This is a genomic window from Chlamydia buteonis, assembly GCF_900634605.1.
Lineage (GTDB): Bacteria > Chlamydiota > Chlamydiia > Chlamydiales > Chlamydiaceae > Chlamydia > Chlamydia buteonis.
In genome coordinates this window covers 251815-278182 of record NZ_CAAAFM010000001.1, presented here as the reverse complement: position 1 = coordinate 278182, position 26368 = coordinate 251815, and the positions used below count along the sequence as shown (strand labels likewise).

Here is a 26368-nt window from a genome sequence, read left to right as displayed (position 1 = left end):
GTCGTTTGCTTGAAAAATTACCAAGACTCTAAATTGGCTTCTATAGAGACTTCTAGAGGCTCTTGCGTATTTAAGAGATTTGTTATCGCTGCAGTATATACGTGGTATCCTTGAGGATATAGGTCTATAATGTGAAAACGAGCATTAGAAGGTAACGAGACAGAGCCACTGTTTAAAATCATATTTGGTGCGTGATCTTTGAAGTTATAGACAGCAGCCTGATGATTATGGCCATGAAGGTATAAACGTACATTAGGATACTTTTTCAAAACATGTTGTAAAAGCAGATGATTAATTAGATCATGAGAAGGGTCTTTTGTAGGTAAGAGAGGATAGTGATTGGCAATGATAATGTTTTCCTGCGGAGGAAGACTGAGGATAAAGTTCTCTAAAACAGAAATTTGTGATGATTTTATCATGCCATTTGCAGAAAACCATCCGTTTAAACACGAACAATCCAGTAAGACTAACCACCAATGATCCGTGAGTTTGTTAAAGGAAATTTGTTCGTTTTGTAATTGTACATTAGGGAAGTAGTAATAGAAGGTCTGCTGATTCAATGCTTTTTGCGTATAAACGTCATGATTCCCAGGAAGTACATACACAGAGGCATTTTGTGATAGGGTATTCACAAAGTCTTGAGCTAGTAGAAATTCTGTATCTAAAGCTGTAAGAGAAAAGTCACCAGTAATACAAATACTATCGGCTTGCAGTTTTACAGCTAAATCAGGAAAACGTTTTGCTATGGTTGCAGACTGAAAGGTTACACCGCCAAATACTTGGCGTAACGCTCCTTTAAATCTCTTATTGAAACAGGTTAATGGATTTTTAGGGAAAACACAAAAATGCACATCAGAGATATGAATAATACGATGAGCTTGTGAAGGTTTATTATACATATCACCTGTTCCCCAAAAGGCTGGCGTAATTTATCAGCTCAATCAGCTGATAAAAAAGCATTCCTGTTTTCTCTATCTAACTATTCTTAAGATCTTTTACGGATCTTCAACTATTCAAGTTCTTTCTTACTAAGAAAGGCAATACAATAGTACAATTTTTATCTCCGAAAAAAATGGGAAACAGTGTTCTCATTCTAAAATATTTCCGGAATCAGTACTAAAATGGACTTATAGTACTGAGTCGGGATTTTCTTATTAACAGCTTTATTTGCAGATCTTATAGGAAGGGGCTAAAATTTTAGGCTTTTCAGTGTATCAGACGAACTGTTTTCATAAAGAAAAGATAAGAAAGAATAATTTACTTGTTGGCATTGGTAATGATTACTTTTGAGGACAGTATTTTCAATCCTGTTTCCAAGGCTAAGGAGAAAATATCCGCTATTTTGGATAGAGGATCTAGAATGCCTGAGGCAATAAGATCTTCTATTTGTTGAGAAATGACATTCATCCCTAAACTAGGTGTTGATAGAGATAACAGTTTATCTAGAACGACCTGGCTTTCTATTTTCATATTCCTGATTAGTTGTTCTAAAGGAGCTCGACAACACATTTGTAAAATCTTAATGGCGGCTTGTTCTTCTTCTGAGAGTTCTTCCTTATCACACAGATCTAAAGAAGCATAAAATAGACCAGCACCTCCACCAGGAATATAGCCTTTGTTTACGGCAGCAGTTAATGTGGAAAGGGCTAAAGAATAGAAAAGTTTATTTTCTTCGCGTACAGGGACTATAGCAACGGAACTCTGTAAGCGCTGCTTTCTCTTGATTAACATAGTTTTTTTCTCCTGACAGGAGCTCGTGCGAATTTCTTCTTCGAGTTGATGTATTTTTAATGCTAAAACTTCAGAAACACTATGCCCACGAATGATTATTGTTTCTTCTTCGGAAATTTTTATAGAAGCACATGATCCTAAAGATACACGCTCGGGCAACTGTATTGTTGGAGAAAAATCCTGAGAGAACACATTCGTTCCTGTGAATAAGGTGATATCCTCAGACAAGGTAGGGTCAAGATCAGGGTATCTACTCAAATCAACAACAACAATTTCTAGGAGATCTTCAAGTTTATTCACAGTGAATGTAGAAAGGACATCCGGATCTATGCCGTTACAAAAAATCAGTAGATGTTCTCCATTTTCACGTAACTCTTGTAATAGAGGAAGGAAACAGAGGACGGTAGTAATTTTTTTGTCAGTAACGAAAACACGAGGTTGTGAAAGTATGATTATCCTCTGTGTAGATTGAGAAATGAAGTAAGGGAAAATATAGCCACAAGGGACTTTTAATCCTTGCGTGATCTGAATATGAGACATCTCAAGTTGTGATAATGATATAACTCCATCAGAACCTACAGATGAAAAAGCCTCAGCCATTTCTGTGGCAATCGTTAAATCTGGAAGAGCAGAGAAAACAACGCCTTTGGCTTTATTACCATCTTTTAAAGGCCAAGCGTGCTTTTTCAAAGATGTTAAAAGCTTTTCTTTCATTTTTCTTAAAGCAAAGCATAGTTTGTAAAGCGATAACCCTTGATCTAAAAAAAAGTAGCTTTCCTTGAGAAGAGTATAAAGTAAAATGATACTAGTTGTTACACCATCAAGATATTTCTTATGGATTTGCTTAGCCATAGCTTTGGCAAAATCCACACCAATGTTTTCATAGGGATCCACGAGAGTTATGCGAGATAGGACAAGATAGCCCTGATTCTTAAAGAAAGAGCGAGATGAGGTTAGAGGACCATAATGATCCTTGATAGAATGAAAGACTTTATCTATACCATGGAAAAGTGTTTTATCTGTATCGTAAAGGGAATTTTCCTTGTCTAACATTGATAGTCTCCAGGAGAAACCTTAAGGAAAACTCACACTACCAAGTCGCTTTTTAGTGCACAATACATTAGATAAAAAAGGTAAAAAGAAAGGTGGCACCCGGAATCGAACCGGGGATAGAGGCTTTGCAGGCCTCGGCCTTACCGCTTGGCTATGCCACCAAGAAAGCGAAAGGAAACCCTAGTTTAAGCGAAATAGGATTTTATAGTCAGTAGGAAATCTTACCAGCACCTTACAACGTTGCTTGCATTCATGTAGTATATTTATTTATATTAACGAACAGAATATTTGAAATGCTCCAAAGCTTAATCCTAAGAACTTGTAAACGGTATGCTCGTTAGAGCACATTTGCTTGAAGAGTATATGTTTAATAAGAGAAGAAAGGCCAAGGAATGCGATCTATCTTATTAGAAGATTGGGTAACCTTAATGTTATCCAATGTAAAATACCCAAGGTCTGGGAAAAAGATTTCTGGGGTTGCCATTGATAGTCGACAGGTGCGACCAGGCGATTTATTTTTCGCTCTTTCTGGACAGTGTACGGATGGTCATCGTTTTCTCAAACAGGCGGCGCAATCTGGAGCCGTAGCCGCCGTTGTTTCTAAAGATTACCAAGGAGATTCCTTTGGTTTAGAATTAATAGTTGTTAGTGACACTACAGAAGCTTTAAAAGAAGCTGGAGAAAGTCAAAGTCACTTATTTCAAGGAACAATTGTAGGGATTACCGGTTCCATAGGGAAGACAACTACTAAAGCTTTCGCTAAAACGTTTCTTTCTTCCGTGTACCGGGTGTATGCTAGCCCTAAAAGCTATAATTCCCAACTTACAGTCCCTTTAAGTTTGCTGATGGCAGACGGAGACGAAGATTTTGTCATTTTAGAAATGGGAGTTTCTGAACCAAAGAACATGCAGGATTTACTCTCTATAGTAGAACCTGAGGTTGCTGTGATTACTAATATAGCAGATCAACATGTTATGAATTTCCCAGATCAGGGTGTGCAAGGCATTGCTGCAGAAAAAAGCCATATTTTACGCAATAGTCGTGTGCAACTTCTTCCTAAAGACTCTCCTTGGTATTCTCACTTCATAAAACAGTCTGTGTCTGCTGAGAAGTTTTCTTTTGCTTTTTATGATGAGACAGCTGATTTTTATTACAAGGCTATTCGTAAGGATAGCGTAGTTATAAGTACTCCTGAGGGGGATATAGATTTCGCTGTAGCATTCCCATACAAGCCAGCTTACAGTAATTTGTTAATTTCTCTGTCTTTAGCATGGCTGCTTGATGTCCCTGTAGATAGAATTATTCATTCCTGTTGTGATTTACAGCTTCCTCCTATGCGTTTTGAGCAAAGTGTTCGTAATGGTATTCAAATAATCAATGATGCATACAATGCTTGTCCAGAGGCGATGATTGCTGCTTTGGATGCGATTCCTAATCCTTCAGAAGGAGGGAAAGTAATACTTATCTTAGGCCATATGGCAGAATTAGGAAATTATTCTGAGGAAGGCCATACGGTGGTTGCTAATAAAGCTTTATCTAAAGCCAGTATTATTTTCTTTATTGGCGAAAAGTGGTTGCCTATTCGGCATCTATTAAAACACGGCACTTGTGAAGTTTCTTTCTACCCATCTGCTCAGGGAATAGAAGAGATTTTAAAGAAAGTCGTCCAGCAAGGGGATATTGTCTTGCTAAAAGGATCACGATCTTTAGCTTTAGAATCTCTATTGAGCTGTTTTTAATTTTCAATACTTTACTTATGAATTCTGGATTTTATCTTCATGAATCTTTGATTTTTTTTCTGTTAACAGTATTTGCTCTGGCATTTATTCTCGGGATCTTCTTAGGTAAGCCCGTGATACGTTGGCTGAAGAAACGCAATCATTATGATCAAGTACAAAAAGAATACTGTGAAAAATTAGAAGTTCTTCATCAGGATAAAAAACATACACCTACAGCTGGAGGCATTCTTTTCGTTATCGTTTTGTTATCAACAATTTTTTTTTGGTTGCCCTTAGGGAAACTCTCAACATGGTTATTTGTGTTTTTGATAATCAGTTGGAGCAGCCTAGGGTGGTACGATGATATAGTGAAAAAGAGAAAAAAGAAAGGACATGGAATCTCAGCAAAACAGAAATTTGTTTTGCAGCTTTTTATATCCGTAGTGATCACTACGGCAGTGATGTTTATATATAAAGGTACTTCTCTATTTTACACTTTAAGAGTTCCTTTTTTCGGATCTGTTTCTTTCGGGAATTCTGTTTTAGGGCAGTTTTTTTATTTTATTCTAGCAGTACTAGCTATCGTAGGAACCGGTAATGCAGTAAATCTTACTGATGGTCTTGACGGTTTGGCAACAGGCACCACGTGTATGTGTGCTTTTGGTTTGCTGGTTGTTGCTGTTTCAAGCACTACAATACCTCTCGCGACTGATATCTCTATGCTATTAGCTGCATTGCTAGGAGTAAGTCTGGCTTTTCTAAAATACAATTGTTCTCCAGCACAGGTTTTCATGGGAGATACAGGATCCTTATTGATAGGAGGCGTTTTGGGCAGCTGTGCTGTTATGCTTCGTGCGGAATTACTATTGATTGTACTCGGGGGGGTTTTTGTTGCAGAAGCAGGGTCAGTAATTTTACAAATTGCTAGTTGTCGGTTAAGGAAAACACGTATTTTTCTATGCTCCCCACTACATCATCACTACGAGTATAAAGGTATCTCAGAAACTCAAGTGGTCCAGCGTTTTTGGATGGCAGGATTTTTCTGTATGGTTTTAGGGATCATCGCAGCATTATGGAGATAATTTGTGAATAATCGACGTGTCTTAGTCTTGGGATCAGGTGTTACAGGAAAATCTGCAGCAGAGTTTCTCCGTAATCGAGGAGATTACGTTATTGGTATCGATGGATCTTTGGAGGCTCTAAATTCTTGCCACTTCTTTTGTGAACGTTATTTAGATATCGCCGAAGAATTCCCCGAAGATATAGACCTATTTATACGTTCCCCAGGGATCAAAACCTCAAACCCTTTTATAGTAGAAGCAAAACGTAGAGGGATTCCTATTGTTACTGACATACAGTTAGCGTTTCAAGATCCTGAATTTCATCGTTATCCTTCCATTGGAGTTACAGGGTCAGCAGGGAAAACCACAACAGTGTTGTTTTTAGTCCATCTCCTGCGTTCTATTGGGATGTCTGCTTGTGCTATGGGAAATATTGGTTTCCCCATACTTCAAGCAATGTATCAGAAAGGTATCCGTGTTGTGGAAATTAGCTCGTTTCAATTGGCGGAACAAGAAATAGAGATCCCTGTGCTTTCAGCAGCTACTATTTTAAATATTTCAGAAAACCATTTAGATTATCATTACACCCTACAAGCCTATAGCGAAGCAAAAAGTAATATTGTTAAATGTTTGCAATCTCCTGAATCTTTATGGGTTGGCGATGGTGTTTCTTTTGGGAAATCCTATCTAGATTCTACTAGAGAAATCAATTTAGTTTTAGATAAAGGGAGTGCATTAAAACCATTATACTTGCATGATAGGAATAATTATTGCGCTGGCTACGCTTTAGCTAATGAAGTGATTAGAATTCCTTTGGAGTCGTTTTTACAGGCTGTTCTTACGTTTGATAAACCTCTCCATAGGATAGAATATCTGGGAGAAAAAGATGGCGTGCGCTATATCAACGATAGTAAGGCTACAACTATGAGCTCAGTAGAAAAGGCTCTAATAGCTGTAAAAGAAAACATTATTGTTATTTTGGGGGGAAGAAACAAAGGGAGTAACTTTGCTTCTTTGATTCCAGCCCTTACTCAAACTGTAAAACATGTTGTGGCTATGGGGGAGTGTCGGACAGAGATTGCCCAAGCTTTATCTAGTAGTAGTCTTCCTTTAACGCAAGCTCGAGATCTACAAGAAGCGGTCAATGTAGCCCAGAGTATAGCACAGCCTGGTGACGTAATTTTATTATCTCCTGGATGTGCAAGTTTTGATCAATTTCGGAGCTTCGAGGAAAGAGGAGATTGCTTTAAGCAATTAGTAGGTGAGATGGAGGCATTAGAGATATGAACCGTAGAGATACGATTATAATCGCAACTTTAGTGAATGCTGTTTTGGTGCTAGTGCTCTTTACTACAGCAAAGCATGCAGATAAGAAGAACGCAGATGTATTATGCCCTCCCTTGCCTGCGAAACTTGTTGAATTTGTCCCTCCTCCTGCAGAAAAAGTACAAGAAAAAGTCGAGAAGATCGAAAAGCCTGTCGTAGAAGCGGTTCCACAGCGTGTTTCTAAAGAAGAATTAGCTGTGCAATTTGCAGAAAATAAGTCTGTGGTTGTCAAAGTTCATCCAACACCTAATGTTCCTCAAACAACTTCTCCTGTGCCAGTTGCAAGTCCTACACCTCTAGAACCAAACATGCAAGTTGCTAAAGAAACTCCTAAGAAGGAAGTTTACGCAACGGTTGTTGTCAAGAAGGGAGACTTCTTGGAACGTATTGCTAAGGCAAATCATACAACTGTAGCTGTGCTTATGCAGATCAATGATCTATCTTCTACACAATTGAAGATAGGTCAAGTATTGAAAGTACCTATATATGATAAGCAAGAAACAACTAAGAATCCTCAAGTGAAAGTGGCGAGTGCTGAGGATTTTTATACTGTCCAAGAAGGAGATAGCCCTTGGACTATAGCGTTACGTAATCGAATTCGTCTTGAAGATTTATTAAAAATGAATGATCTTGACGAACAAAAAGCTCGTAAACTAAGACCTGGGGATCAGTTGCGTATACGGTAGTTTCTCTCTAGGCCTAATATGAAATGGTTTATAGTTTCTTGTTTGTTGGGGATTTTTTCCCTGGGTCTAGTCATGGTTTTTGATACTTCCTCTGCAGAAATTCTCGATCGTTCGCTTCCTTGTAGTACCCATAAGGCTTTAATCCGTCAGATTACCTACTTAGGATTAGGATTAGGTCTTTCTACTTTAGTTTATATAACCGGTTGGAAAGATTTTCTAAAAATGAGCCCCACGTTATTGTTCATAGCAGGATGCGCGCTTATAGCTGTTTTGATTCCTGGCGTAGGGGTGTGTAGGAATGGAGCAAAGCGGTGGTTAGGTATAGGACAACTTACTTTGCAGCCCTCAGAGTTTGTAAAATATCTTGTTCCCTGTGTAGCTATAGAATATCTTGTATTTCGCCCTCAATATCGAGAAAATTTCAAACTGTTTCTTAAGCTCACTACTACACTGTTTCTTCCTATTTTCTTTATTGCTATAGAGCCTGACAACGGTTCCGCAGCTGTAATAGCTTTTTCTTTGATCCCTGTCTTTATTATGACAGCTGTACGTTTGCGTTATTGGTTACTTCCGTTGTTATGTATTCTTGTTGTTGGCGGTGCTCTTGCTTATAGAATGCCTTATGTGCGACATCGTTTAGATGTTTATCTTCATCCAGAATTAGACATTAAAGGTCGAGGACATCAGCCATATCAAGCAAAAATAGCCGCAGGGTCAGGGGGATTATTTGGTAAGGGCCCAGGAGCTAGCCTGCAAAAGCTTACCTATCTTCCAGAAGCACAAAATGACTATATCGCTGCAATATACGCGGAAGAATTTGGCTTCTTGGGTATGCTGCTTTTGATTTTGTTGTATATGTATTTTGTTTACGGTGGTTACGTAATTGCTATTCGAGCCTCTTCTTTAGAAGGAGCTTCTTTAGCTATAGCCGTAACGGTAATTATTGGCATGCAGGCTTTTATGAATTTGGGCGTTGTGTCAGGATTATTGCCGAGTAAAGGAGTGAATCTCCCTTTTTTTAGTCAGGGAGGGTCCTCTCTGATTGCTAATATGTGTGGTGTTACATTGCTGTTAAGGGTGTGTGATGAAGAAAATCAACAAAATAGCTTTAGCTGTCGGAGGGTCGGGAGGACATATCGTCCCCGCTCTCGCAACAAGAGAAGCATTTTGTAGAGAAGGTGTGGATGTTCTTCTTCTGGGTAAGGGTTTAGATAATCACCCAAGCCTTGGAGAACAGCAGATACTGTATAAAGAAATTCCCTCAGGATTGCCGACATTTGCGAGACCTATCACTGCTATACGGAGAGCATGTTCCCTATATGCAGGATATAAAAAGGCAAAAAAAGAACTCCTTATTTTTGATCCTGATGTTGTTGTAGGTTTCGGTAGTTATCACTCTTTGCCGGTATTGATGGCAGCGTTGAAAAAGAAAATCCCTATATTTTTACACGAGCAAAATGTTGTGCCAGGCAAGGTAAATAAGTTATTTTCACGTTTTGCAAAGGGTGTAGGTGTATCTTTCTCGCCTGTAATTAAGAAATTTGCATGTCCGGCTCAAGAGATTTCATTACCAAAAAGAGCTTTTTCTTCTTTTAATCCTATTGTAGAACGCCTAACTTCCCATTCTCCAACGATTTGTGTTGTGGGAGGATCTCTAGGAGCAAAGACATTAAATGATAATGTCCCACCGGCACTTGTTGATGTTGCCAAGGATTACCCAAATATGTATGTTCATCATGTTGCAGGACCAAAAGGTGATATAGTTTCCATACAGCATGTCTATAGTCGTGGTGGTGTGTCCTTTTGTGTAAAACCCTTTGAGCACGACATGCTTAGCGTCTTACTTTCATCAGATCTTGTAATTAGTCGTGCTGGAGCTACGATTATAGATGAGTTGTTGTGGGCACAAAGTCCTTCTATACTTATCCCATATCCGGGAGCTTATCGACATCAGGAAGAAAATGCAAAATTCCTTGTCTATAAGATAGGAGGAGGATCAATGATCCTTGAAAAACAGCTTTCTAAAGCAGTTTTAACTAAAAATATTTTGCTTGCTCTGGATTCTAAAACTATTAAAAATAGGCGAGAAGCTTTGCGAGCTTATTATCAAAACAAATCTTCTAAGTCTTTTTATCAATTTATATGTGAATGTTTATAGGGTAATCTATGGATAGGAAAATCCATTATCATTTTATAGGTATTGGTGGAATAGGAATGAGTGCACTAGCTCATATTTTATTAGACCGGGGATATTCCGTATCAGGAAGTGATTTAAATCGAGGAGACATTGTCGATAAGCTTGTGGCCAAAGGGGCACGGTATTTACAAGGGCATAATAAAAATCATATTCCTGAAGATTGCACTATCGTTTATGGATCGGGGATTACTAAGGATAACATAGAATATTTAGAAGCTGTAAGGAAACAGTTACCCATACTCCATCGTTCTGAACTTCTAGCTTTTTTGATGCAAGAACAAACAAGTATTTTAGTTTCAGGGAGTCATGGAAAAACTACAGTATCTTCGTTAATCACAGCCATTTTTCAAACAGCAAAAAAGGATCCTTCCTATGCTATTGGAGGGTTGAATTCTCTATCTTTGAATGGTTATGCAGGAAGTTCAGAGTACTTTATAGCTGAAGCTGATGAAAGCGATGGCTCTTTAAAACACTATCTTCCTAAAGTTGCTGTCGTAACCAATTTAGATAATGAACATCTTAGTAATTTTGAAGGGAGTAAGGAGAAGCTTGCTTTAACAATTGAAGAATTCACTCGTAAGGTTGAAAATCCGCGTTTATGTTTTTATAATGGCGATTGCCAAGAACTTAAAGGAAGAATCTCGGGAACATCTTATGGATTTTCTCAAGATTGTAACTTACGTATACATTCCTATTATCAGGATGGCTGGCGCTCGCTATTTTCTCTGTCTTTCTTAGGGAAAGATTACTTAGACATAGATCTTAACCTTATCGGCAAGCACAATATTGCAAACGCTGCTGTAGCTATAGGTATAGCATTAACTTTGGGCATTGATGAGGAAAGTATTCGGGAGGCTCTTAAGAACTTTTCTGGTGTTCAAAGACGTATGGAAAGAAAGAACACTTCAGAGAAATTCTTATTCTTTGAAGACTATGCACACCATCCTTCTGAAATCTCTTGCACTCTAAGAGGATTACGAGATGCTGTTGGCTTGCGTCGTATAGTTGCGATATGTCAACCACATAGATTTTCTAGATTGCAATATTGTCTGGAAGATTTTTATAAAGCTTTTCAAGATGCTGATGAGGTGATTCTTACTGACATCTACAGTTCTGGAGAAACTTCATTAGATTTACCTTCTCCTGAGAAATTAGCAGAGACTATTTCCTTATCCTCTCATGTACATTGTAGCTATGTTCCTTATGACAACATTATCGCATATCTGCAACAAGAAATACGTGTTCATGATGTTTGTATATCGTTAGGAGCTGGAAATATTTATACCGTAGGCAACGCTTTAAAGGATTTTGAACCTAAGAAGCTTTCTGTTGGAGTAGTCTGTGGAGGGAAGTCTTGCGAACACGATATTTCTTTATTGTCTGCGAGAAATGTCGTTCGGTATTTGTCTCCTGAATACTACGATGTGCAATACTTTATTATCGATCGTCAGGGATTATGGTCAAAGGTCTCTACTATTGAATGTGAAGATTATGAAGGGAAAGGTGATCACGTCTTGTCTTCAGAGATAACAGAGGCTCTTATACATTTAGATTTTATCCTCCCAATATTACATGGCCCTTTTGGAGAGGACGGCACGCTTCAAGGATTTTTAGAAATTATCAATAAGCCCTATGCCGGGCCCTCTTTGCTCTTTTCCTCAGTCACTATGGATAAGATTATGACAAAACGTCTTGCAGCTTCTGTGGGTGTCCCCGTGGTTCCTTATCAGCCATTGACTTTACATGCCTGGAAAAGAACGCCGGAGTTATGTATGCATAAGATTGCAGAGGCTTTTACTTTTCCTATGTTTGTTAAAACCGCACATTTGGGATCGAGTATCGGAATTTTTGAAGTGCATAATGAAGAAGAACTAAAAGCAAAAATATCTGAAGCTTTCCTGTATGATACAGATATTTTTATTGAAGAAAGTCGTTTAGGATCTCGCGAAATTGAAGTATCTTGTCTCGGAGACTCTAGTAGCTGTTACTATATTTCTGAACCACATGAACGTTGTGGTGAGAAAAGATTTATTAGTTATGAAGAAAAGTACGGATTAAATGGTAGAGCAAGCGCTCAAATACAATACGATTTGGATCTCTCTGAAGAATCTAAAATAAGAGTAAAGGAGTTAACAGAATGTGTTTATCGTGTTATTCAAGGGCAAGGTTCATGTAGAGTTGATTTCTTTTTAGATGATGAAGGAAATTTTTGGCTTTCTGAAATGAACCCTATTCCAGGAATGACAAAAGCAAGTCCATTTCTTCATGATTTTGTCCGTTTAGGATGGACTCTCGAACAAATCATTCATCAATTGATTATATCAGGGCTACATAAGTTTGATCAGAAGAAAAAGGTCGGCAGGACCTTGAATAAGCAGTGTCTATTAACTGCGAAGAGCTAAAAACTCCGAAAAGGGGTCTTTAGCTATTGCCAAACTCTATTTATTAAGAAGAAAAGTAGTGAATATTATTCAGAATGGTGATGATGACTGCATTCATGATGAACCGAAGATGCTTTTATATCTTCGTCATCCGTTGAACAGCAATTGCCTCGGCCGCAACATTGATGGGCCATCTCTGACTCTCTAGAGTTGTTTGAATCAAGACAAAAACTGCTGGAAACACCCTCACTTTCATCAACAGATCCTCTGCTGTCCTCGGGTTGGATCAAGTCAATTTGTATCTTCTTTTTTAGTCTCGCGCACACACGTCTAAGAATAGTTCTTAATGCGTGTATTGTATTTCCCCGTCTACCTATGATCTTCCCTATATCGTCGGGAGCCACACGTATCTCTAACTTTATAGATTCACCTGACTCATCCTGAATAGAACGAATTTCCACAGCTTCAGGATCAGCAACTAAATTCTTTACGATATATGCTACAAACTCTTCCATAAAATCCAAATTAAATTGAGATGTGGAAAAAAAGGATAAAACACTTATGTATCATTCGAAGTTCCTAAAAAGATTATACCGAATTTTGAAAAAACGTCAAGATTTATTCATTTCCTGAGATGTTTGTGGGGCAGTTTCTAGAGATAACCACTGTAAATATTCTGCATTTCCATCATCAATTTTGATAAAAATGATTTCCGGAACGTCGTAAGAGCACAAAGAACGAATGGTTTTGGATACCACAGGAAATCGTGAAGATAGTGTTTTGATTTGCATGTGGTATTCCTCAGAAACGTAGAGCTGGCCTCTCCATATGTAAGTAGATTTCCCTTTTGGGAAAACATGTACGCAAGCCGCTAACTTTTGAGTTACTAAAGTGTGAGCGATAAGTTCGGCTTCTTCTTGAGAAGGTAGTTGAGTCAAAATGATTATAGGGGTCATAGCTTACTTAATAATAGATGGCAGGGGAATCTTAAATCGTAAATGTGACAGTCTCTAGATTGCATCACAGTACTATATTGAGAGAGGTGATAATTTTTTAATCCTTCATGTATTGTGTAGTATTGAAACCTTAGAAGATTTCCAGAAGATAAGGAAACGGTTATTTCCATAGGGTATATATCCGTAAGAGACAAATCAATAATCACAGGCGGATCTTCTTTGAGTTCTTCAATTAGGAGAGATGCAATGTCTATTTTCCATAAAGGTAAAATAGAAGATTCTACATCTTTTTGTGGGAAAAAAATCTTAGGAAGTTTTTGAGTTTTAAAAAAAGGTTGGCAAGGGAAGCGTTCCCCGGAATGGTTAATTAAAGTATTTGTTTGGTTGCCTAAATAGCCTATAGGGGTGTGTAAAGCATAAAAGATGATGATTCCTTTGTTGTCTGGGACTTTTTTTATAGATACCGAAGAAAATATCCCTAGATCTTTTAACTTCGCTTCTGCTTGCTTAATTGTAAATTGATGTAGGAAAGTAGGATAGTCTGCTGATAATTGTAATGTCTCTGAAAAAATAGCCTCAGGAATTCTAGAAGGAGATGAAGAAATAAGGAAAATATTTTTAATGGGAAGAGCTTTTGTTGTGGGAAATAAAAAAGTCTCGGGAAACAAAAGCCAATGAATGGTAGGAATAAAAATTAGGATGCTAAGGAAAATACATAGGAATGCGTAAGATAGAGAATATCTTGGTCCAGGAGAAAAAAGCATTTTTATAAAGCTTCTTACCATGGGTGCGCATTGTTTTTTATTTTTATCGTAAATAATATCGCTAATATTTGCGAGATACTATTTGGAGTTGCTTTTATGGATTGGTTAACTAAACAGTATGGGGATGTTCTTGTTGTCTCTTTAGAAGGGGCGTTAGATGCTGTTTCTGTGCCTCAAGCAGAAGCATTTCTAGATAAGAAAGTTAAAGAAGGTAAGCATAAAATTGTACTCAACTTCCAATACGTGACTTATATGAGTAGCTCAGGAATCCGCCTTTTATTTTCATTGTCTAAATCTTTACAGTCTTGTCAGGGTCTTCTTTGTATTTGTTGCGTCTCTAATTTGGTTGCAGATGTTATTCGTATAGCAGGCGTCGATCAACTTTTGCCTGTTTGCCAATCAGAACAAGAATGTTTTACTAAGTTTTAACTCCGGTGCATATGCGTGCTCCTGAATTCCAAGCTAATGCGATGACATCTACAGGATGTGATGTCTGCTTAGATCCTCAAAAGTCATTTGCGAAATTGTTTAAGCGTACTGTGATTTTACTTGCGGGACCTACAGGATCCGGGAAAACTGATGTTTCTTTAAGGCTAGCGCCTATGATTGATGGAGAAATTATATCAGTTGATTCCATGCAAGTCTATCGTGGTATGGATATTGGCACAGCTAAAGTGTCTTGGGAGGATAGACAGCGCATTCCTCATTATCTGATCGATATATGCCATGTCCAAGAACTGTTTAATGCTGTGGATTTTTATTATCAGGCAATGCAGGCATGTCAGAATATCCTCTCTAGAAATAAAGTCCCTATTCTTGTCGGTGGCACCGGATTTTATTTTCATACCTTTCTTTCAGGGCCTCCTCAAGGGCCTTCTGCAGACCGCGATTTCCGCGATAAATTAGCTCTTTATATTCAGGAACATGGTTTATCGTTTTTATACGAAAACCTTTACCTGAAAGATCCTGAATACGCGCGTACGATTACTAAGAATGATAGAAACAAAATCGTGCGAGGTTTAGAAATTATCCATTTAACAGGGAAAAAAGTTTCAGACCATAGATGGACCAGGGAAGCTAGAGAATCTACGGAGTATAATTGCCGAGGATGGTTTTTATCATCACCTAAAGAGCTTCTGCGAGACACAATCCAATTGCGTTGTCAGAGAATGCTCGAAGATGACTTAATTGATGAGGTGCATAGATTACTCAAGCAGGGGATAAGAGACAATTCCTCAGCATCAAAAGCTATAGGATATAGAGAATGGATCGAATTTATTGATCAGGGTTCTCCCGCAGAATCTTATGAAGCGGTTAAACAAAAATTCATAGTAAATACTTGCCATTATACTAAAAAACAAAGGACCTGGTTTAAACGCTACCCTATATTTCGAGAATTGCCTACCTTAGGATTAACAGCAGAAACTATAGCAGCAAAGATAGCAGAGGATTATTTTCTTCATGGTTGATAAGATGGCGTTTCTATATGTTCATAGAAAGTATTCCTCTCAACAGGGATAAATCCTTCTGAAGCAATCATAGCTCGAGTTTCCTCTTCGGAACTCTTTAAAGTCCATCCCGTACATTTATGAACGCTCTCATCAATGATAGTCCCTCCAAAATCATTGGCCCCATAATGTAATCCACGAGCTCCGTATTCTTTGCCTTCCCCAAACCATGAAGCAGCGATATGTTCAAAATTGTCTAAGAAGATTCGGGCTAGTGCGAGAATACGATAATACATCTCAGGAGGTGCTTGATTAGGAACCTTGCGTCCTAAGGCGGTATTCCCAGACTTATAGCTCCAAGGAATGAAGCTATAAAACCCCGGGGTTTCGTCCTGAGCATCCCTTAAAGCTTGCAAATGCAAGAGAATATCATGAGCGTTTTCTATATGCCCAAACATCATTGTTGCTGTAGAGTAGAACCCTAAACGATGGGCAAGCTTGTGGAAATTAATCCATCCACCGGGACCCATTTTTTTGGGCGATAAAATTTTGCGCACGCGTTCGGAAAGAATTTCAGCGCCTCCTCCAGGAATAGTTCTCTGTCCTGCATTCCAAAGTCTTATTAAAGCTTCTTCATTGCTGATTCCTGATACAGAGGCCGCATGTGAAATTTCTACTGCAGAGAAGAAATGGGGGTGGATAGAGGGGAATTCTTGCACTGTGATCCGTACGAATTCTTCAAGATAGTCTATCCCTAATTGCGGATGAACCCCTCCCTGAAGAAGTACAGTTTTAACTCCCATAGCTATATATCGTTGCATTAAAGAACGAAATTTGTCAAAAGGAAGAAGAAATGCGTCAGAAGCAAGAGGTTTTCTGTAAAATGCGCAGAAGGTACAATCAATTTTACAAATATTGGTGTAGTTAGGGTTGGCGTCTAGGACATAAGTGACTTTATTATCAGGATGGCGCTGTTTGCGTAAAATATTTGCAGTCTCCTGTAGTTTTTCTAAAGGACTTGTTCTAAATAACTCCAATCCTTCGTCAAAGGAAATTCTAGTAAATAAGTTCATAAAAACGATTGACGATAATGTAGTGCAGGGGCAAACTTTATCTTCTATTCATTATTTCTTTGTCAAGCCCTACACCCTAAGTTGTTATTATGGATACTTCAGACAACAGCTTTTATTCTTCAGAAGCAAAACAAGGTTCTATAGTGGTTTCTAGTGAGGAATTGAAATTCAAAAGTGATGATATTTCTAACGCCGCGATGACTAATGAATCCTTTACCATATTTACTCAAGAGTTAACTGCATTCTCATCGATAGAAGAGCAGGTGACTTTTAGTCTAGAGAAAATGGAACAAGCCTTAAGAAACAACCAAGGAGCAAATTTAAAGCTGTTTTGGGCGATACGAAAGCACTGTCTTCCATTATTCCATCAAGTAGAAAACGTTGGTAAGCGGGCTGAATTTTGGCGGCGCTATATTGATTTAACGAAAGAAGGACGGCATATTAAATCCTTACAAGATGAAGAGGGGACTTTTGTTGTTGGACAGATTGAGTTGGCCATATCTTGTCTAGAGCAAGATATAACTAGTTTCTTAGAAGGAACTAATTCTCTAACAGTACAAGAAGAGCAGTCAGTGTTTTTAGAAACCCAGACGTTAGAGAAGAGGAAGACTTTTTATAAAGAGTTACATACCTCGTTAGTTTGGTTAAGTAGCTTTTCAGCAAGAATCATTGATTTGCGTAAAGAGCTGATGAACGTTGGCATGCGTATGCGATTAAAAAGCAAATTTTTCCAACGTTTATCGTCTCTAGGAAATCAAGTATTCCCGAAAAGAAAAGAACTCATTGAGAAAGTTAGTGACGCTTTTTCAGAAGATGTTGAGTCTTTTGTTGCTAAATATTTTTCTCGTGCAGATAAGGACGCATTAAAGCGTTCCGTTTTTTTTTTACGGAAGGAAATCAAAAATCTACAGCAGGCTGCTAAATGCTTAGCTGTTTCTTCTACTGTCTTTTCTGATACACGTTTGAAGCTCAGTAAATGCTGGGATCAACTCAAAGGTTTAGAAAAAGAAATTCGTCAAGAGCAAAGTCGTCTAAGAGTGGCATCTGCTGAAAACTCTAAAGATGTTCGAGAGCAACTCTCAGGTATAGCTCAAGTATTGGAAGAGGGAGGTGATCTTTTTAGAATTCGTAAGGATTTGGATGTTGCTTCCAAGCGTATACGGTCTCTTGATTTAATTCATGACGATGTTGTTGCCTTGAAGACAGAACTACAAGTTTTGTTTGAGAAGCTCAGAGAAAAACAGGATGCTGCCGAACAGGTATATCAAGAGCAATTAGCTAGAGATAAACAAATTCGACAAGAAGCAATAAAAGAGCTAACTGAAAGGATCAAACTGTTTTCTGAAAGGTGTACTTCCGGAGACATTCACTCAGAAACGCGATCCGAGTGGCAAGAGTTGAAGGAATCTTTAACTAAGGCAACTTTCTTATCTGCTTCAGAACGGATTTCTTTAGATAATCGATTGAATTTAACTTTACAGCATATAACAGCATATTTTGAAGAACAACTGCTGTCTTCTCCTGATTCTCGTGAAAAACTCACAAATATGCGACAAGTTTTATCCCAAAGGCAAGAACGTCGTAAGGAATTAAAAGATAAACTAGAGCAAGGTAAGAAACTTCTGGGATCTTCAGGCCTGGATTTCGATCGCGCTATGCAGTATAGTGCTCTGGTTGAAGAAGACAAACGTGCTTTAGAGGAACTGGATCAAAGTATCCTTGACTTGAAGCGCCAAATTCAGCAGTTAACATGAGACGATCTTGTATATATGCTTTTGACTTAGATGGTACGTTGCTACGAGGAAATAGCAGTATAGGGTTTTATAAATACGCTCTAGAGCGTCGCTTATTCTCTTATAAAACCCTTCCTTCTTGTTTTTTATGTTTTCTTCGTTTTCGATTTTTTTTTTAGACTTGCCTTCATTTTATTCGCAGATAGTCTCTTCATTACTCTCGTCAGTTGCATTTGAGGATCTTTCTGCTACAGCCTTCGATTTTGCACAGACGTTGGTAAAAAAAGATTTTTACGCGCCAGCTTTAGAAAAATTTTATGAAGCTTTGGAGGATTCTTCAGGGGAAGTCATGGTCTTTTCCTCCTCGCCAGATTTCATTGTTAGACCGATAGCGGAAAAGTTAGGAGCAAACATATGTTATGCTTCGGAATTTCAAGCGTTTTCTAGAGGGCAAACGCTTGCAAATCAATGCCTAACTGGAGATAATAAAGCCAGAATACTTAGCCATCTAAAAAAAATAGGACAGGCGAGAAGTCATACTTTCTCAGACCATATTCTTGACTTGCCTTTTCTTCTTCTAGGTGAGGAGAAAACAGTGGTCCGGCCTAGAGGAAGACTTAGAAAAATGGCGAGAAAGTATTATTGGAATATTATTTAACCTAAGAAAAAAAGCTCGACCTTATCTTGGATAATCGAGTATTCTCGTGCCAGTTTCTATGGAATTATTTTGCTTTGATTTATTAAAAGTAATTGCCAAAGTTATTGATAACAAAAAAGGCAATAATCCTGTTGTCTTAGATGTTCGTGCCATTTCTCAGCTCACAGATTACTTTATTTTTGCTGAAGGGAATGTTGGTGTACATGTAAAAGCTTTAGCAGATACGATTGTACAAGAATTAAAAGAACATAATGTTGCTCCTTTACATGTAGAGGGGTTAAGTCATGGTGACTGGGTAGTTATAGATTACGGATTTATTGTCATCCATTTGTTTATCTCATCCATTAGAGAACAGTATCGATTGGAAGAGCTTTGGAAGGACGGTTCCATTATTACATCCAAGCTTCTAGCTTCTTAACAGGGTAGAATAACTTTATGAGTAAAAAACGTGTAGTAGTCACGGGATTGGGCGTTGTTTCTTGTTTAGGTAACGAAATAGACACCTTTTATGATAATTTGCTTGCTGGTGTTAGTGGTGTTCATACAATCACTTCTTTTCCATGCGAGGATTATGCTACTCGTTTCGCCGGTTGGATCCCTGAATTTGATCCCGAACCCTATTTAGATAAAAAGCAAGCACGAAGAGTGGATCGTTTTATTACTTATGCAGTAGTTGCAGCTAAGAAAGCTATTGCTATGTCTAGATGGGATAAAGATAATCTTCCAGCTGATCCTCTTCGTTGCGGTGTTGTCGTTGGTTCTGGTATGGGAGGATTACAGACTCTGGACGATGGTATGGAACGTCTTATTCTTGGTAATAAAAAACTCTCTCCATTTTTCATACCCTACATTATTACTAATATGGCCCCTGCCCTTATTGCTATGGATTTTGGGCTGATGGGTCCGAACTATTCCATATCTACAGCTTGCGCGACTTCAAACTATTGTATAGATGCTGCTTATCAGCACCTTATTTCTGGACGCGCTGATGTTATAGTTTGTGGAGGCACCGAAGCTGCTGTGAATCGTGTTGGATTGGCAGGTTTTATTGCTAATCGTGCCTTATCAGAAAGGAATGATGCCCCTCAAGAAGCCTCTCGTCCTTGGGACAGAGATAGGGATGGTTTTGTCATTGGTGAGGGAGCCGGAATTTTAGTTTTGGAAACTTTAGAAAACGCTTTGAAGCGAGGAGCTCCTATATACGCAGAGATTCTTGGTTCGTATACTACTTGCGACGCTTTTCATATTACAGCTCCTAGAGATGACGGAGAAGGGATCACCTCATGTGTTCTTGGGGCTTTAGAAAGTTCTGGTATTCCTAAAGAACGCGTAAACTATATTAATGCTCATGGTACATCAACGCCTTTAGGAGATATATCGGAAGTTTTAGCATTGAAAAAGGCTTTCGGTAGTCATGTAAAAAAGCTGCGAATGAATTCCACGAAGTCACTTATAGGGCATTGCCTGGGAGCTGCTGGGGGCGTCGAAGCTGTTGCGACAATTCAAGCAATTCAAACGGGGAAATTACATCCTACGATTAATTTAGAAAACCCAATTGCGGAAATTGATGATTTTGACGTAGTTGCGAACAAAGCTCAGGATTGGGATATAGATGTCGCTATGTCGAATTCTTTTGGTTTTGGTGGACATAATTCAACGATATTATTCTCGAGGTATATACCCTAATTATGATAAAGACAAAGTATGAATACTCTTTTGGTATTATTCCCATAAAGTTTTTTGGTACTCCTGATAAAAGTACACTAAAAGCTTGTTTTATCTGCCATACCCAAGGCAAGCATTGGGGATTCCCTAAAGGACATTCTGAAGATAAAGAAGGTCCTCAGGAGGCTGCAGAAAGAGAGTTAGTTGAAGAAACTGGCTTGAGTGTAGTCAACTTTTTCCCAAAAGTTCTTGTAGAACACTATTCTTTTAATGATAACGAGGTATTTGTTCGTAAAGAAGTCACCTACTTCCTAGCAGAAGTTCAAGGGGATGTACATGCAGATCCGAATGAAATTTGTGACACTCAATGGTTAAGCTTTCAAGAAGGTATGCGGTTACTGAGCTTCCCTGAGCTTAAGGAGATTGCTGTAGAAGCAGATAAGTTTATCAACAGCTATCTCTTCTCTTTCTAAGTTGAAGAATGTAAGGAGAGGGGGGCCTCCTCTCCAGAAACATTGGTTATATGGTTGTTTTCTCTCTAACAAATTTATTCAAATAGTCTTCGTGTGCTAGTTGAATTACTTTTTGTGCTTCTTTTTTCCCGTAAATCCCTACAATTTCAATTTTTGCTGGTTTTGCATTGATCAAGTGTTCTGGAGTAGCTTTATAGGTTAGAAAATAATGCTGAATCATGTCGAGAACGGTACAAGGACAGTCAGAGATATCTTGCATCTCTGAAAATACTAAATCGTCTTCAAGAACAGCGATAATTTTATCGTCGGCTTCTCCAGAGTCAATAATGCGCAGACCACCAATAGGACGTGCTTGAAGCAAGATATTTCCGTGAGTGATATTTTTTTCTGTAAGCACGCAAATATCTAAGGGATCATCGTCACCGCGGATATTTGCTTTCAAACTTTGTTCCCCGCTATATTTTCCAGAAAGTTCACCACAATACGTTCTAGGTAATAATCCATATAAACAAGGACAGAAATTGGAAAATTTCTGAGGGCGATCTACTTTCAATAGACCTGTAGCTTTGTCTAGTTCAAACTTTACAGAATCCTGCGGCGTAATTTCTATATAACAACATAGAGATTCGTAGTTATCTTGAGTTAGTATAGGACCGTGCCAAGGATGCATGATCGATAAAGATTGTTTTTCAGACATAAGCGACTCTCGTTATACTCTTTTTTTTATTTACTAGTTTTTCTGCGTACTCTAGAGTAACACGAGAGAAATTTTAAGAGAAGGGAGAGGGTTTGGTTAATTGACTTTTAATTAAATCTATACAATACTTACGTATTGTAATTACAAATACTTCTACTTTAGATTATGAAATATCCTCTGGTGTTTAAAGATCTGCATATAGAAGATTACGAACGTGTAATCGAAGTTACGTGTGAAGATGTCCAGTTACATGCTTTAATTGCTATTCATCAGACACTAGTGGGTCCAGCCTTAGGCGGAGTTCGCGCTTTTAGTTACGATTCTCTTGACGATGCTTTGACGGATGTTTTGCGTTTATCAAAGGGTATGACATATAAGGCTGTTCTTAGTGGGACAGGGACCGGTGGAGGGAAAAGTGTGATTATTCTTCCTAAAGGAATGACGCGTCCTACTGAGGATATACTTAGGGCTTTTGGTCAGGCAGTAGATTCTCTCAGCGGACAGTATATTGCCGCAGAAGATATGGGAGTTTCTGTGAGTGATATTAATATTATCAACCAGGAAACTCCTTGGGTGTGTGGTATAGAAAGTGTGAGTGGTGATCCTTCAATTTATACAGCTCACGGTGTCTTTTTATGTATCAAGGAAACTGCAAAGCAGTTATGGGGAGATCCTTCTTTGAAAGGAAGGAAGATCGGGATTCAAGGTCTTGGTGCTGTCGGTAGAAAGCTTTTACACTCGCTGTTTTTTGCAGGTGCGGAGTTGTATGTTTCTGATGCGAATCAAACCATTCTTGATGAAGTTACCAAATTCTATGGGGTTACTGTTGTCCCTATAAATGCATTCCCCACATTAGAATGTGATATTTTTGTTCCATGTGCATTCGGGGGAGTGATTAATAGAAGTAATGTCTATAACTTGCGTTGTCGTGCTGTTGTAGGGGCTGCAAATAATCAATTGGAGCATCCTGCTTTAGGCGCTGTGCTTCATGCTCAGGGAATATTGTATGCCCCAGATTATCTAGCAAATGCTGGCGGCTTATTGAATGTAGCTCTTGCTGTTGGAAGAGCCTATTGTCCCAAAACAGTCTTACAGAAAGTGAGTCAACTGCCTTTGATTCTTAAAGAAATTTATCAGCAAAGCGAAGATACTGATCAAGATACAGTAGTTTTATCAGACAGTATAGTGGAAGAAAAACTTACAGCCTATATTTAGTAAGCTAGCAAGTTTTCTTCAGAAACAATGTTTAAGTGTTCTTGTAAGGCGTCTAACGTAATTCTGTGAATTTCTGCATTCCCGGAAGCTAGAATTATGGGATGATTTTCTAACATGAAATCTTCTCGGCGATAATTGAGCGAATTTCCAAAAATATCGGAAACTACGCCTCCCGACTCTTCTACTAAAAAAGCTCCTGGAGCATGGTCCCACGCTCTTGCTTGAGAAATAGCAAAGGGGTAGCGGATAAAAAAGTCTACAGCGCCTTCAGCAACCATAGCGTATTTGTATTGACTGTCAACTCGACAAGCTTGGGGTTGCCCTGGCAAGGAGAGGCTTAATAAGCGTGTAGCGTGGTGCTGTTGGTTACGTGCGGCTAGAGATGCTTCACAAAACTTCCCCGTTAGTGTTTCTCCGGATTTTAAATAATGCCTAGTTTCAATTGCAGTACCAAATAAAGAGACCCCATAGTTTTTAGCACCGGAATAGATTTTAAAAGTATGGCGATCTGTGCATGGGCACGCCATAACTGCGAGTATAGGCCTATCCTCATAAATTAAGGATACTGCAGAGGCAAAAAAGCGGTTTTTAATAAATCCTGACGTACCATCAATAGGATCAACGAGCCAGTATAAAGTCGAGGCTGCTCGATTTGGGCTTAGTGTTTCTAAAAGATCTTCAGGTGTTGCCTTCGAATCTAGTCTGTGAATGAATTCTAAAATACTATTAATTTTATGTTTATCGTCTACAGGGTCTAGGATTTCTTCCCCGATAAACGGAATATGTGGAAAAGTTGTTGATAGCTTTTTTTGAAGGCAATATTGGACAGCATAATCTGCAGGTGTCACAAAAGACCCGTCGGGTTTTGTCCAGAAAGGGACTAGAGGAAGGCGTTGTCGATAATGGATTAACTCGGCGATTGTTTTCTCAACTATACTTTCTGCAACTCTTTGATAGTCTAGTAAATGAGATGGCATAGCGATTTTTTTCCTAAGTATTAGTTAACCATATTATCAAAAGATAGGATTATGATAAACTTACTAGAAGGGTTGTAAGCGAATTTGTTATGAGAAAGGGTTACCTATGATACTTAAGGTATGGCGAACTATTTATGAAGCTACATATGCTTTTCTTGTTGGCTTTGCCTTGAAGTTGCGCTACAAGATAAAATTAGAAGGGCTAAAGTCTATAAATCCTAATCCTAATCAAGGGTGTCTATTTTTATCAAATCATGTAGCCGAAATAGATCCTGTAATTCTTGAATATCTATTTTGGCAGCGTTTTCATCTGCGCCCCCTTGCATTGAGTTATTTATTTAAGAATTCTGTAGTTCGTTGGTTCTTAAATTCTGTTGGCGCCATACCTGTTCCCACAGTTATTCCTGGAAGAGAGTGTAAAAAAACTGTCGAACAGATGGAACATTTTTATAATCAAACTATTCATGTCTTGGATAATAAAGGCAGCATATTGCTGTATCCTTCCGGAAGGTTATCAAGAAATGGCAAAGAAGAAATAGTTAATCAGTATTCGGCATACGTGTTATTACATAAATCTAAGGAGTGCAACGTATTTTTGATACGCATTAACGGATTATGGGGGAGCGCTTTCTCAAGATATAAAACTCAATCTACCCCCAAGTTGAGCATGGTATTCAAAGAGGCGATGAAGTCCCTGTTGCGACGGGGGGTATTTTTTATGCCAAAACGCTCTGTGAAAGTGACAATACACCAAATAAATAACGAATTCTTGAAGCAATTCCCCACGAAACAGGATTTGAATGGTTTTCTTTCTTCGTGGTTTAACGAAGATAAAGAAAGTTTTCCTATAGAAGTTCCTTATGCCTAATATAAGGGAAGGATATATGCATAAGCGTTGGAATTATTCTAAAAAGCGTCGTATCGGTTTACGTGATGGACGGACTGTTTTAGAGAAGTTTTTAAAACTCTGTTCGGAAATGGGATCAGCAGCTAGTTGCTGGGATGAGCAATTAGGGATTTTATCTTATGATGATATGCGTAAGGCGATTATTGCGTTGTCTTTACAAGTATCTAAATATACTGGAAAAAATATCGGGATTATGATGCCAGCCTCTGCTGGGGCTTATATTGCTTATTTCTCTGTGTTGTTATCTGGGAAAATTCCTGTTATGATCAATTGGAGTCAGGGACTTCGAGAAATGGAAGCATGCATTGCTCTAGCACATGTAGATCATATCCTAACTTCCAAGCAACTGGTTGAGCACTTACATGAGATTCACGGTGATGGCGTAGAGTATCCAGCAAAGTTAATTTACATGGAAAATATACGTAAACAACTTTCCCTTTGGGATAAGATGCGTATAGCTTTTTATCTATCTCTCCCGCACAACTGGTTTGTGGGTTTGTTCAATCTTTCAGAGCAGGATCAGGAAGATATTGCCGTTATTTTATTTACGTCCGGGACAGAAAAGCTTCCTAAAGGAGTTCCCTTAACCCATGCAAATCTTATAGCGAATCAAAATGCCTGTTTAAGATTTTTTGATCCTGTAGAAAATGATGTTATGATGTCGTTTCTTCCCCCCTTCCATGCTTATGGGTTTAACTGTTGTGCTCTCTTCCCTATGCTTGCGGGATTGTCCATAGTTTTTTCTTATAATCCTTTGCAACCCAAAAAGATTGTGGAGTTTATAGATAAGACGGATGCAACCTTTTTAGGTACTACACCTATCTTTTTTGATTACATTTTGAAAACAGCTAAAAAGCAAGAATCTGCTTTAAGCTCTTTGCGTTTTGTTGTTGTCGGAGGAGACGCTTTTAAAGACTCTTTAAGAGACAAGTCTGAGAGAAATTTTCCTCATATTGTTCTTCGTCAAGGATATGGTACAACCGAGTGTTCTCCTGTTATTACGATTAATGATGAGAATAGTCCCAAAAATGAACGGTGTGTTGGTATCCCTATTGAAGGTATGGACATTATGATTGTTTCGGAAGAGACTTATGCTCCTCTGTCTTGTGGAGAAGTTGGTTTAGTTCTTATTCGAGGTACCTCACTGTTTCCCGGCTATTTGGAAGCAGATCCTGATCAAGGTTTTGTACATCTTGGAGGCGCAAGTTGGTATGTGACAGGAGACCTAGGTTATTTAGATAGAAATGGTCAGTTGTTTTTACAAGGTAGACTTAGTCGTTTCGTAAAAATTGGCAGTGAAATGATTAGTTTGCAGGCTTTAGAAAATTTACTCATTGAAGGTTTTGGGTTGCCTGATGAGCAAGATGATGTTTCTTTGATCGTTTGTGGTATACCTGGAGAGAAAGTCAAACTCTGCTTATTTACGACGTTTTCTACCAATCTCAATGAAGTAAATGATATCCTAAAAAACTTAAAAACAAGTAGCATAATGAAAATATCCTATCAGCATCAGTTGGAATCTATCCCGATGCTGGGCTCAGGAAAACCTGATTACCGAGCTTTAAATTCTCTAGCACTTTCTCTGTTTCATGGGGAATAAAACGACACTTGAATAGTTAAAGATACTAGATTTCAAGGAAAAAATCTTT

At 38.4% G+C, this 26368-nt stretch carries 25 protein-coding genes and 1 tRNA gene; 17 read left to right on the top strand and 9 right to left on the bottom strand.

Features of this window, described 5'->3' with window-relative positions; translation table 11 throughout:
* Window positions 1-17: 17 nt before the first annotated feature.
* The 3 genes from E1N70_RS01230 to E1N70_RS01220 form a co-directional block, all read right to left on the bottom strand.
* Complete coding sequence (locus E1N70_RS01230) at window positions 18-899, bottom strand: metallophosphoesterase family protein (protein ID WP_131743765.1); 882 nt, start codon at window positions 897-899, stop codon at window positions 18-20.
* A gap of 358 nt (window positions 900-1257) precedes the next feature.
* On the bottom strand, window positions 1258-2784 hold the full coding sequence (gene groEL3 / locus E1N70_RS01225) for a variant chaperonin GroEL3 (protein WP_131743764.1): 1527 nt from the start codon (window positions 2782-2784) through the stop codon (window positions 1258-1260).
* A 90-nt stretch (window positions 2785-2874) separates the two neighbouring features.
* Window positions 2875-2945, bottom strand: a tRNA-Cys gene (locus E1N70_RS01220).
* Window positions 2946-3176: 231 nt separating this feature from the next.
* On the opposite strand from E1N70_RS01220, the gene E1N70_RS01215 reads away from it, so the two are divergent.
* Genes E1N70_RS01215 through E1N70_RS01185 form a run of 7 tightly spaced genes read left to right on the top strand, consistent with a single transcriptional unit; the run spans window position 3177 to window position 12174 of the window.
* Complete coding sequence (locus tag E1N70_RS01215; protein ID WP_131743763.1) at window positions 3177-4523, top strand: UDP-N-acetylmuramoyl-tripeptide--D-alanyl-D-alanine ligase; 1347 nt, start codon at window positions 3177-3179, stop codon at window positions 4521-4523.
* A gap of 17 nt (window positions 4524-4540) precedes the next feature.
* Window positions 4541-5584, top strand: coding sequence for a phospho-N-acetylmuramoyl-pentapeptide-transferase (gene mraY, locus E1N70_RS01210; protein WP_131743762.1), 1044 nt, complete (start codon window positions 4541-4543; stop codon window positions 5582-5584).
* A gap of 3 nt (window positions 5585-5587) precedes the next feature.
* Entirely contained in the window at window positions 5588-6850 is a 1263-nt protein-coding gene (murD, locus tag E1N70_RS01205) for a UDP-N-acetylmuramoyl-L-alanine--D-glutamate ligase (protein ID WP_131743761.1), read from the top strand.
* The gene (locus E1N70_RS01200) at window positions 6847-7575 is read left to right on the top strand and encodes a LysM peptidoglycan-binding domain-containing protein (RefSeq protein ID WP_131743760.1); all 729 of its coding nucleotides are present in this window, start codon (window positions 6847-6849) and stop codon (window positions 7573-7575) included. The genes murD and E1N70_RS01200 overlap by 4 nt, the downstream gene beginning before the upstream one ends.
* Window positions 7576-7593: 18 nt before the next feature.
* Window positions 7594-8748, top strand: coding sequence for a putative lipid II flippase FtsW (ftsW, locus tag E1N70_RS01195; RefSeq protein ID WP_131743759.1), 1155 nt, complete (start codon window positions 7594-7596; stop codon window positions 8746-8748).
* Window positions 8657-9733, top strand: a complete 1077-nt coding sequence (gene murG / locus E1N70_RS01190) for an undecaprenyldiphospho-muramoylpentapeptide beta-N-acetylglucosaminyltransferase (RefSeq protein ID WP_131743758.1) — start codon at window positions 8657-8659, stop codon at window positions 9731-9733. The genes ftsW and murG overlap by 92 nt, the downstream gene beginning before the upstream one ends.
* A gap of 8 nt (window positions 9734-9741) precedes the next feature.
* Window positions 9742-12174: a bifunctional UDP-N-acetylmuramate--L-alanine ligase/D-alanine--D-alanine ligase gene (locus E1N70_RS01185; RefSeq protein ID WP_131743757.1), complete on the top strand. Its 2433-nt coding sequence runs from the start codon at window positions 9742-9744 to the stop codon at window positions 12172-12174.
* 65 nt (window positions 12175-12239) lie between these two features.
* Here the strand turns inward: E1N70_RS01185 and E1N70_RS01180 are convergent, their stop codons facing one another.
* The 3 genes from E1N70_RS01180 to E1N70_RS01170 all read right to left on the bottom strand — a co-directional run bounded on the left by E1N70_RS01180 (window position 12240) and on the right by E1N70_RS01170 (window position 13894).
* On the bottom strand, window positions 12240-12668 hold the full coding sequence (locus E1N70_RS01180; protein WP_131743756.1) for a KH domain-containing protein: 429 nt from the start codon (window positions 12666-12668) through the stop codon (window positions 12240-12242).
* Between the two features lie 96 nt (window positions 12669-12764).
* Entirely contained in the window at window positions 12765-13109 is a 345-nt protein-coding gene (cutA, locus tag E1N70_RS01175) for a divalent-cation tolerance protein CutA (RefSeq protein WP_131743755.1), read from the bottom strand.
* Window positions 13106-13894, bottom strand: a complete 789-nt coding sequence (locus tag E1N70_RS01170; RefSeq protein ID WP_131743754.1) for a cell division protein FtsQ/DivIB — start codon at window positions 13892-13894, stop codon at window positions 13106-13108. Before E1N70_RS01170 ends, cutA begins: the two co-directional genes overlap by 4 nt.
* Before the next feature lie 75 nt (window positions 13895-13969).
* On the opposite strand from E1N70_RS01170, the gene E1N70_RS01165 reads away from it, so the two are divergent.
* Complete coding sequence (locus E1N70_RS01165; protein ID WP_131743753.1) at window positions 13970-14302, top strand: STAS domain-containing protein; 333 nt, start codon at window positions 13970-13972, stop codon at window positions 14300-14302.
* Between the two features lie 11 nt (window positions 14303-14313).
* Window positions 14314-15342: a tRNA (adenosine(37)-N6)-dimethylallyltransferase MiaA gene (gene miaA / locus E1N70_RS01160; RefSeq protein WP_131743752.1), complete on the top strand. Its 1029-nt coding sequence runs from the start codon at window positions 14314-14316 to the stop codon at window positions 15340-15342.
* Here the strand turns inward: miaA and mqnC are convergent.
* Window positions 15333-16394, bottom strand: coding sequence for a cyclic dehypoxanthinyl futalosine synthase (gene mqnC / locus E1N70_RS01155; RefSeq protein WP_131743751.1), 1062 nt, complete (start codon window positions 16392-16394; stop codon window positions 15333-15335). The two genes, miaA and mqnC, sit on opposite strands and share 10 nt — an antisense overlap.
* Window positions 16395-16483: 89 nt before the next feature.
* Between mqnC and E1N70_RS01150 the strand changes: the two genes are divergently transcribed.
* The 5 genes from E1N70_RS01150 to E1N70_RS01130 all read left to right on the top strand — a co-directional run bounded on the left by E1N70_RS01150 (window position 16484) and on the right by E1N70_RS01130 (window position 20923).
* Window positions 16484-18148, top strand: coding sequence for a coiled-coil domain-containing protein (locus E1N70_RS01150; protein ID WP_131743750.1), 1665 nt, complete (start codon window positions 16484-16486; stop codon window positions 18146-18148).
* 127 nt (window positions 18149-18275) lie between these two features.
* Window positions 18276-18785: a haloacid dehalogenase-like hydrolase gene (locus E1N70_RS01145; RefSeq protein ID WP_244201093.1), complete on the top strand. Its 510-nt coding sequence runs from the start codon at window positions 18276-18278 to the stop codon at window positions 18783-18785.
* 58 nt (window positions 18786-18843) lie between these two features.
* On the top strand, window positions 18844-19203 hold the full coding sequence (gene rsfS / locus E1N70_RS01140) for a ribosome silencing factor (RefSeq protein WP_131743749.1): 360 nt from the start codon (window positions 18844-18846) through the stop codon (window positions 19201-19203).
* Window positions 19204-19220: 17 nt separating this feature from the next.
* Complete coding sequence (gene fabF / locus E1N70_RS01135; RefSeq protein ID WP_131743748.1) at window positions 19221-20471, top strand: beta-ketoacyl-ACP synthase II; 1251 nt, start codon at window positions 19221-19223, stop codon at window positions 20469-20471.
* A gap of 2 nt (window positions 20472-20473) precedes the next feature.
* Window positions 20474-20923, top strand: coding sequence for a bis(5'-nucleosyl)-tetraphosphatase (locus E1N70_RS01130; RefSeq protein WP_131743747.1), 450 nt, complete (start codon window positions 20474-20476; stop codon window positions 20921-20923).
* Window positions 20924-20969: 46 nt separating this feature from the next.
* On the opposite strand, the gene E1N70_RS01125 is transcribed toward E1N70_RS01130, so the two are convergent.
* A complete protein-coding gene (locus tag E1N70_RS01125) occupies window positions 20970-21620 on the bottom strand; it encodes an inorganic pyrophosphatase (protein WP_131743746.1) in 651 nt (216 codons plus the stop codon).
* Between the two features lie 165 nt (window positions 21621-21785).
* Between E1N70_RS01125 and E1N70_RS01120 the strand changes: the two genes are divergently transcribed.
* Complete coding sequence (locus E1N70_RS01120) at window positions 21786-22835, top strand: Glu/Leu/Phe/Val dehydrogenase family protein (RefSeq protein ID WP_131743745.1); 1050 nt, start codon at window positions 21786-21788, stop codon at window positions 22833-22835.
* On the opposite strand, the gene E1N70_RS01115 is transcribed toward E1N70_RS01120, so the two are convergent.
* A complete protein-coding gene (locus E1N70_RS01115) occupies window positions 22832-23812 on the bottom strand; it encodes an inositol monophosphatase family protein (RefSeq protein ID WP_131743744.1) in 981 nt (326 codons plus the stop codon). The two genes, E1N70_RS01120 and E1N70_RS01115, sit on opposite strands and share 4 nt — an antisense overlap.
* A gap of 106 nt (window positions 23813-23918) precedes the next feature.
* Between E1N70_RS01115 and E1N70_RS01110 the strand changes: the two genes are divergently transcribed.
* Window positions 23919-24680, top strand: coding sequence for a lysophospholipid acyltransferase family protein (locus tag E1N70_RS01110; protein WP_131743743.1), 762 nt, complete (start codon window positions 23919-23921; stop codon window positions 24678-24680).
* Window positions 24681-24696: 16 nt separating this feature from the next.
* Complete coding sequence (locus E1N70_RS01105; protein ID WP_208638289.1) at window positions 24697-26319, top strand: AMP-binding protein; 1623 nt, start codon at window positions 24697-24699, stop codon at window positions 26317-26319.
* Window positions 26320-26368: the final 49 nt, after the last annotated feature.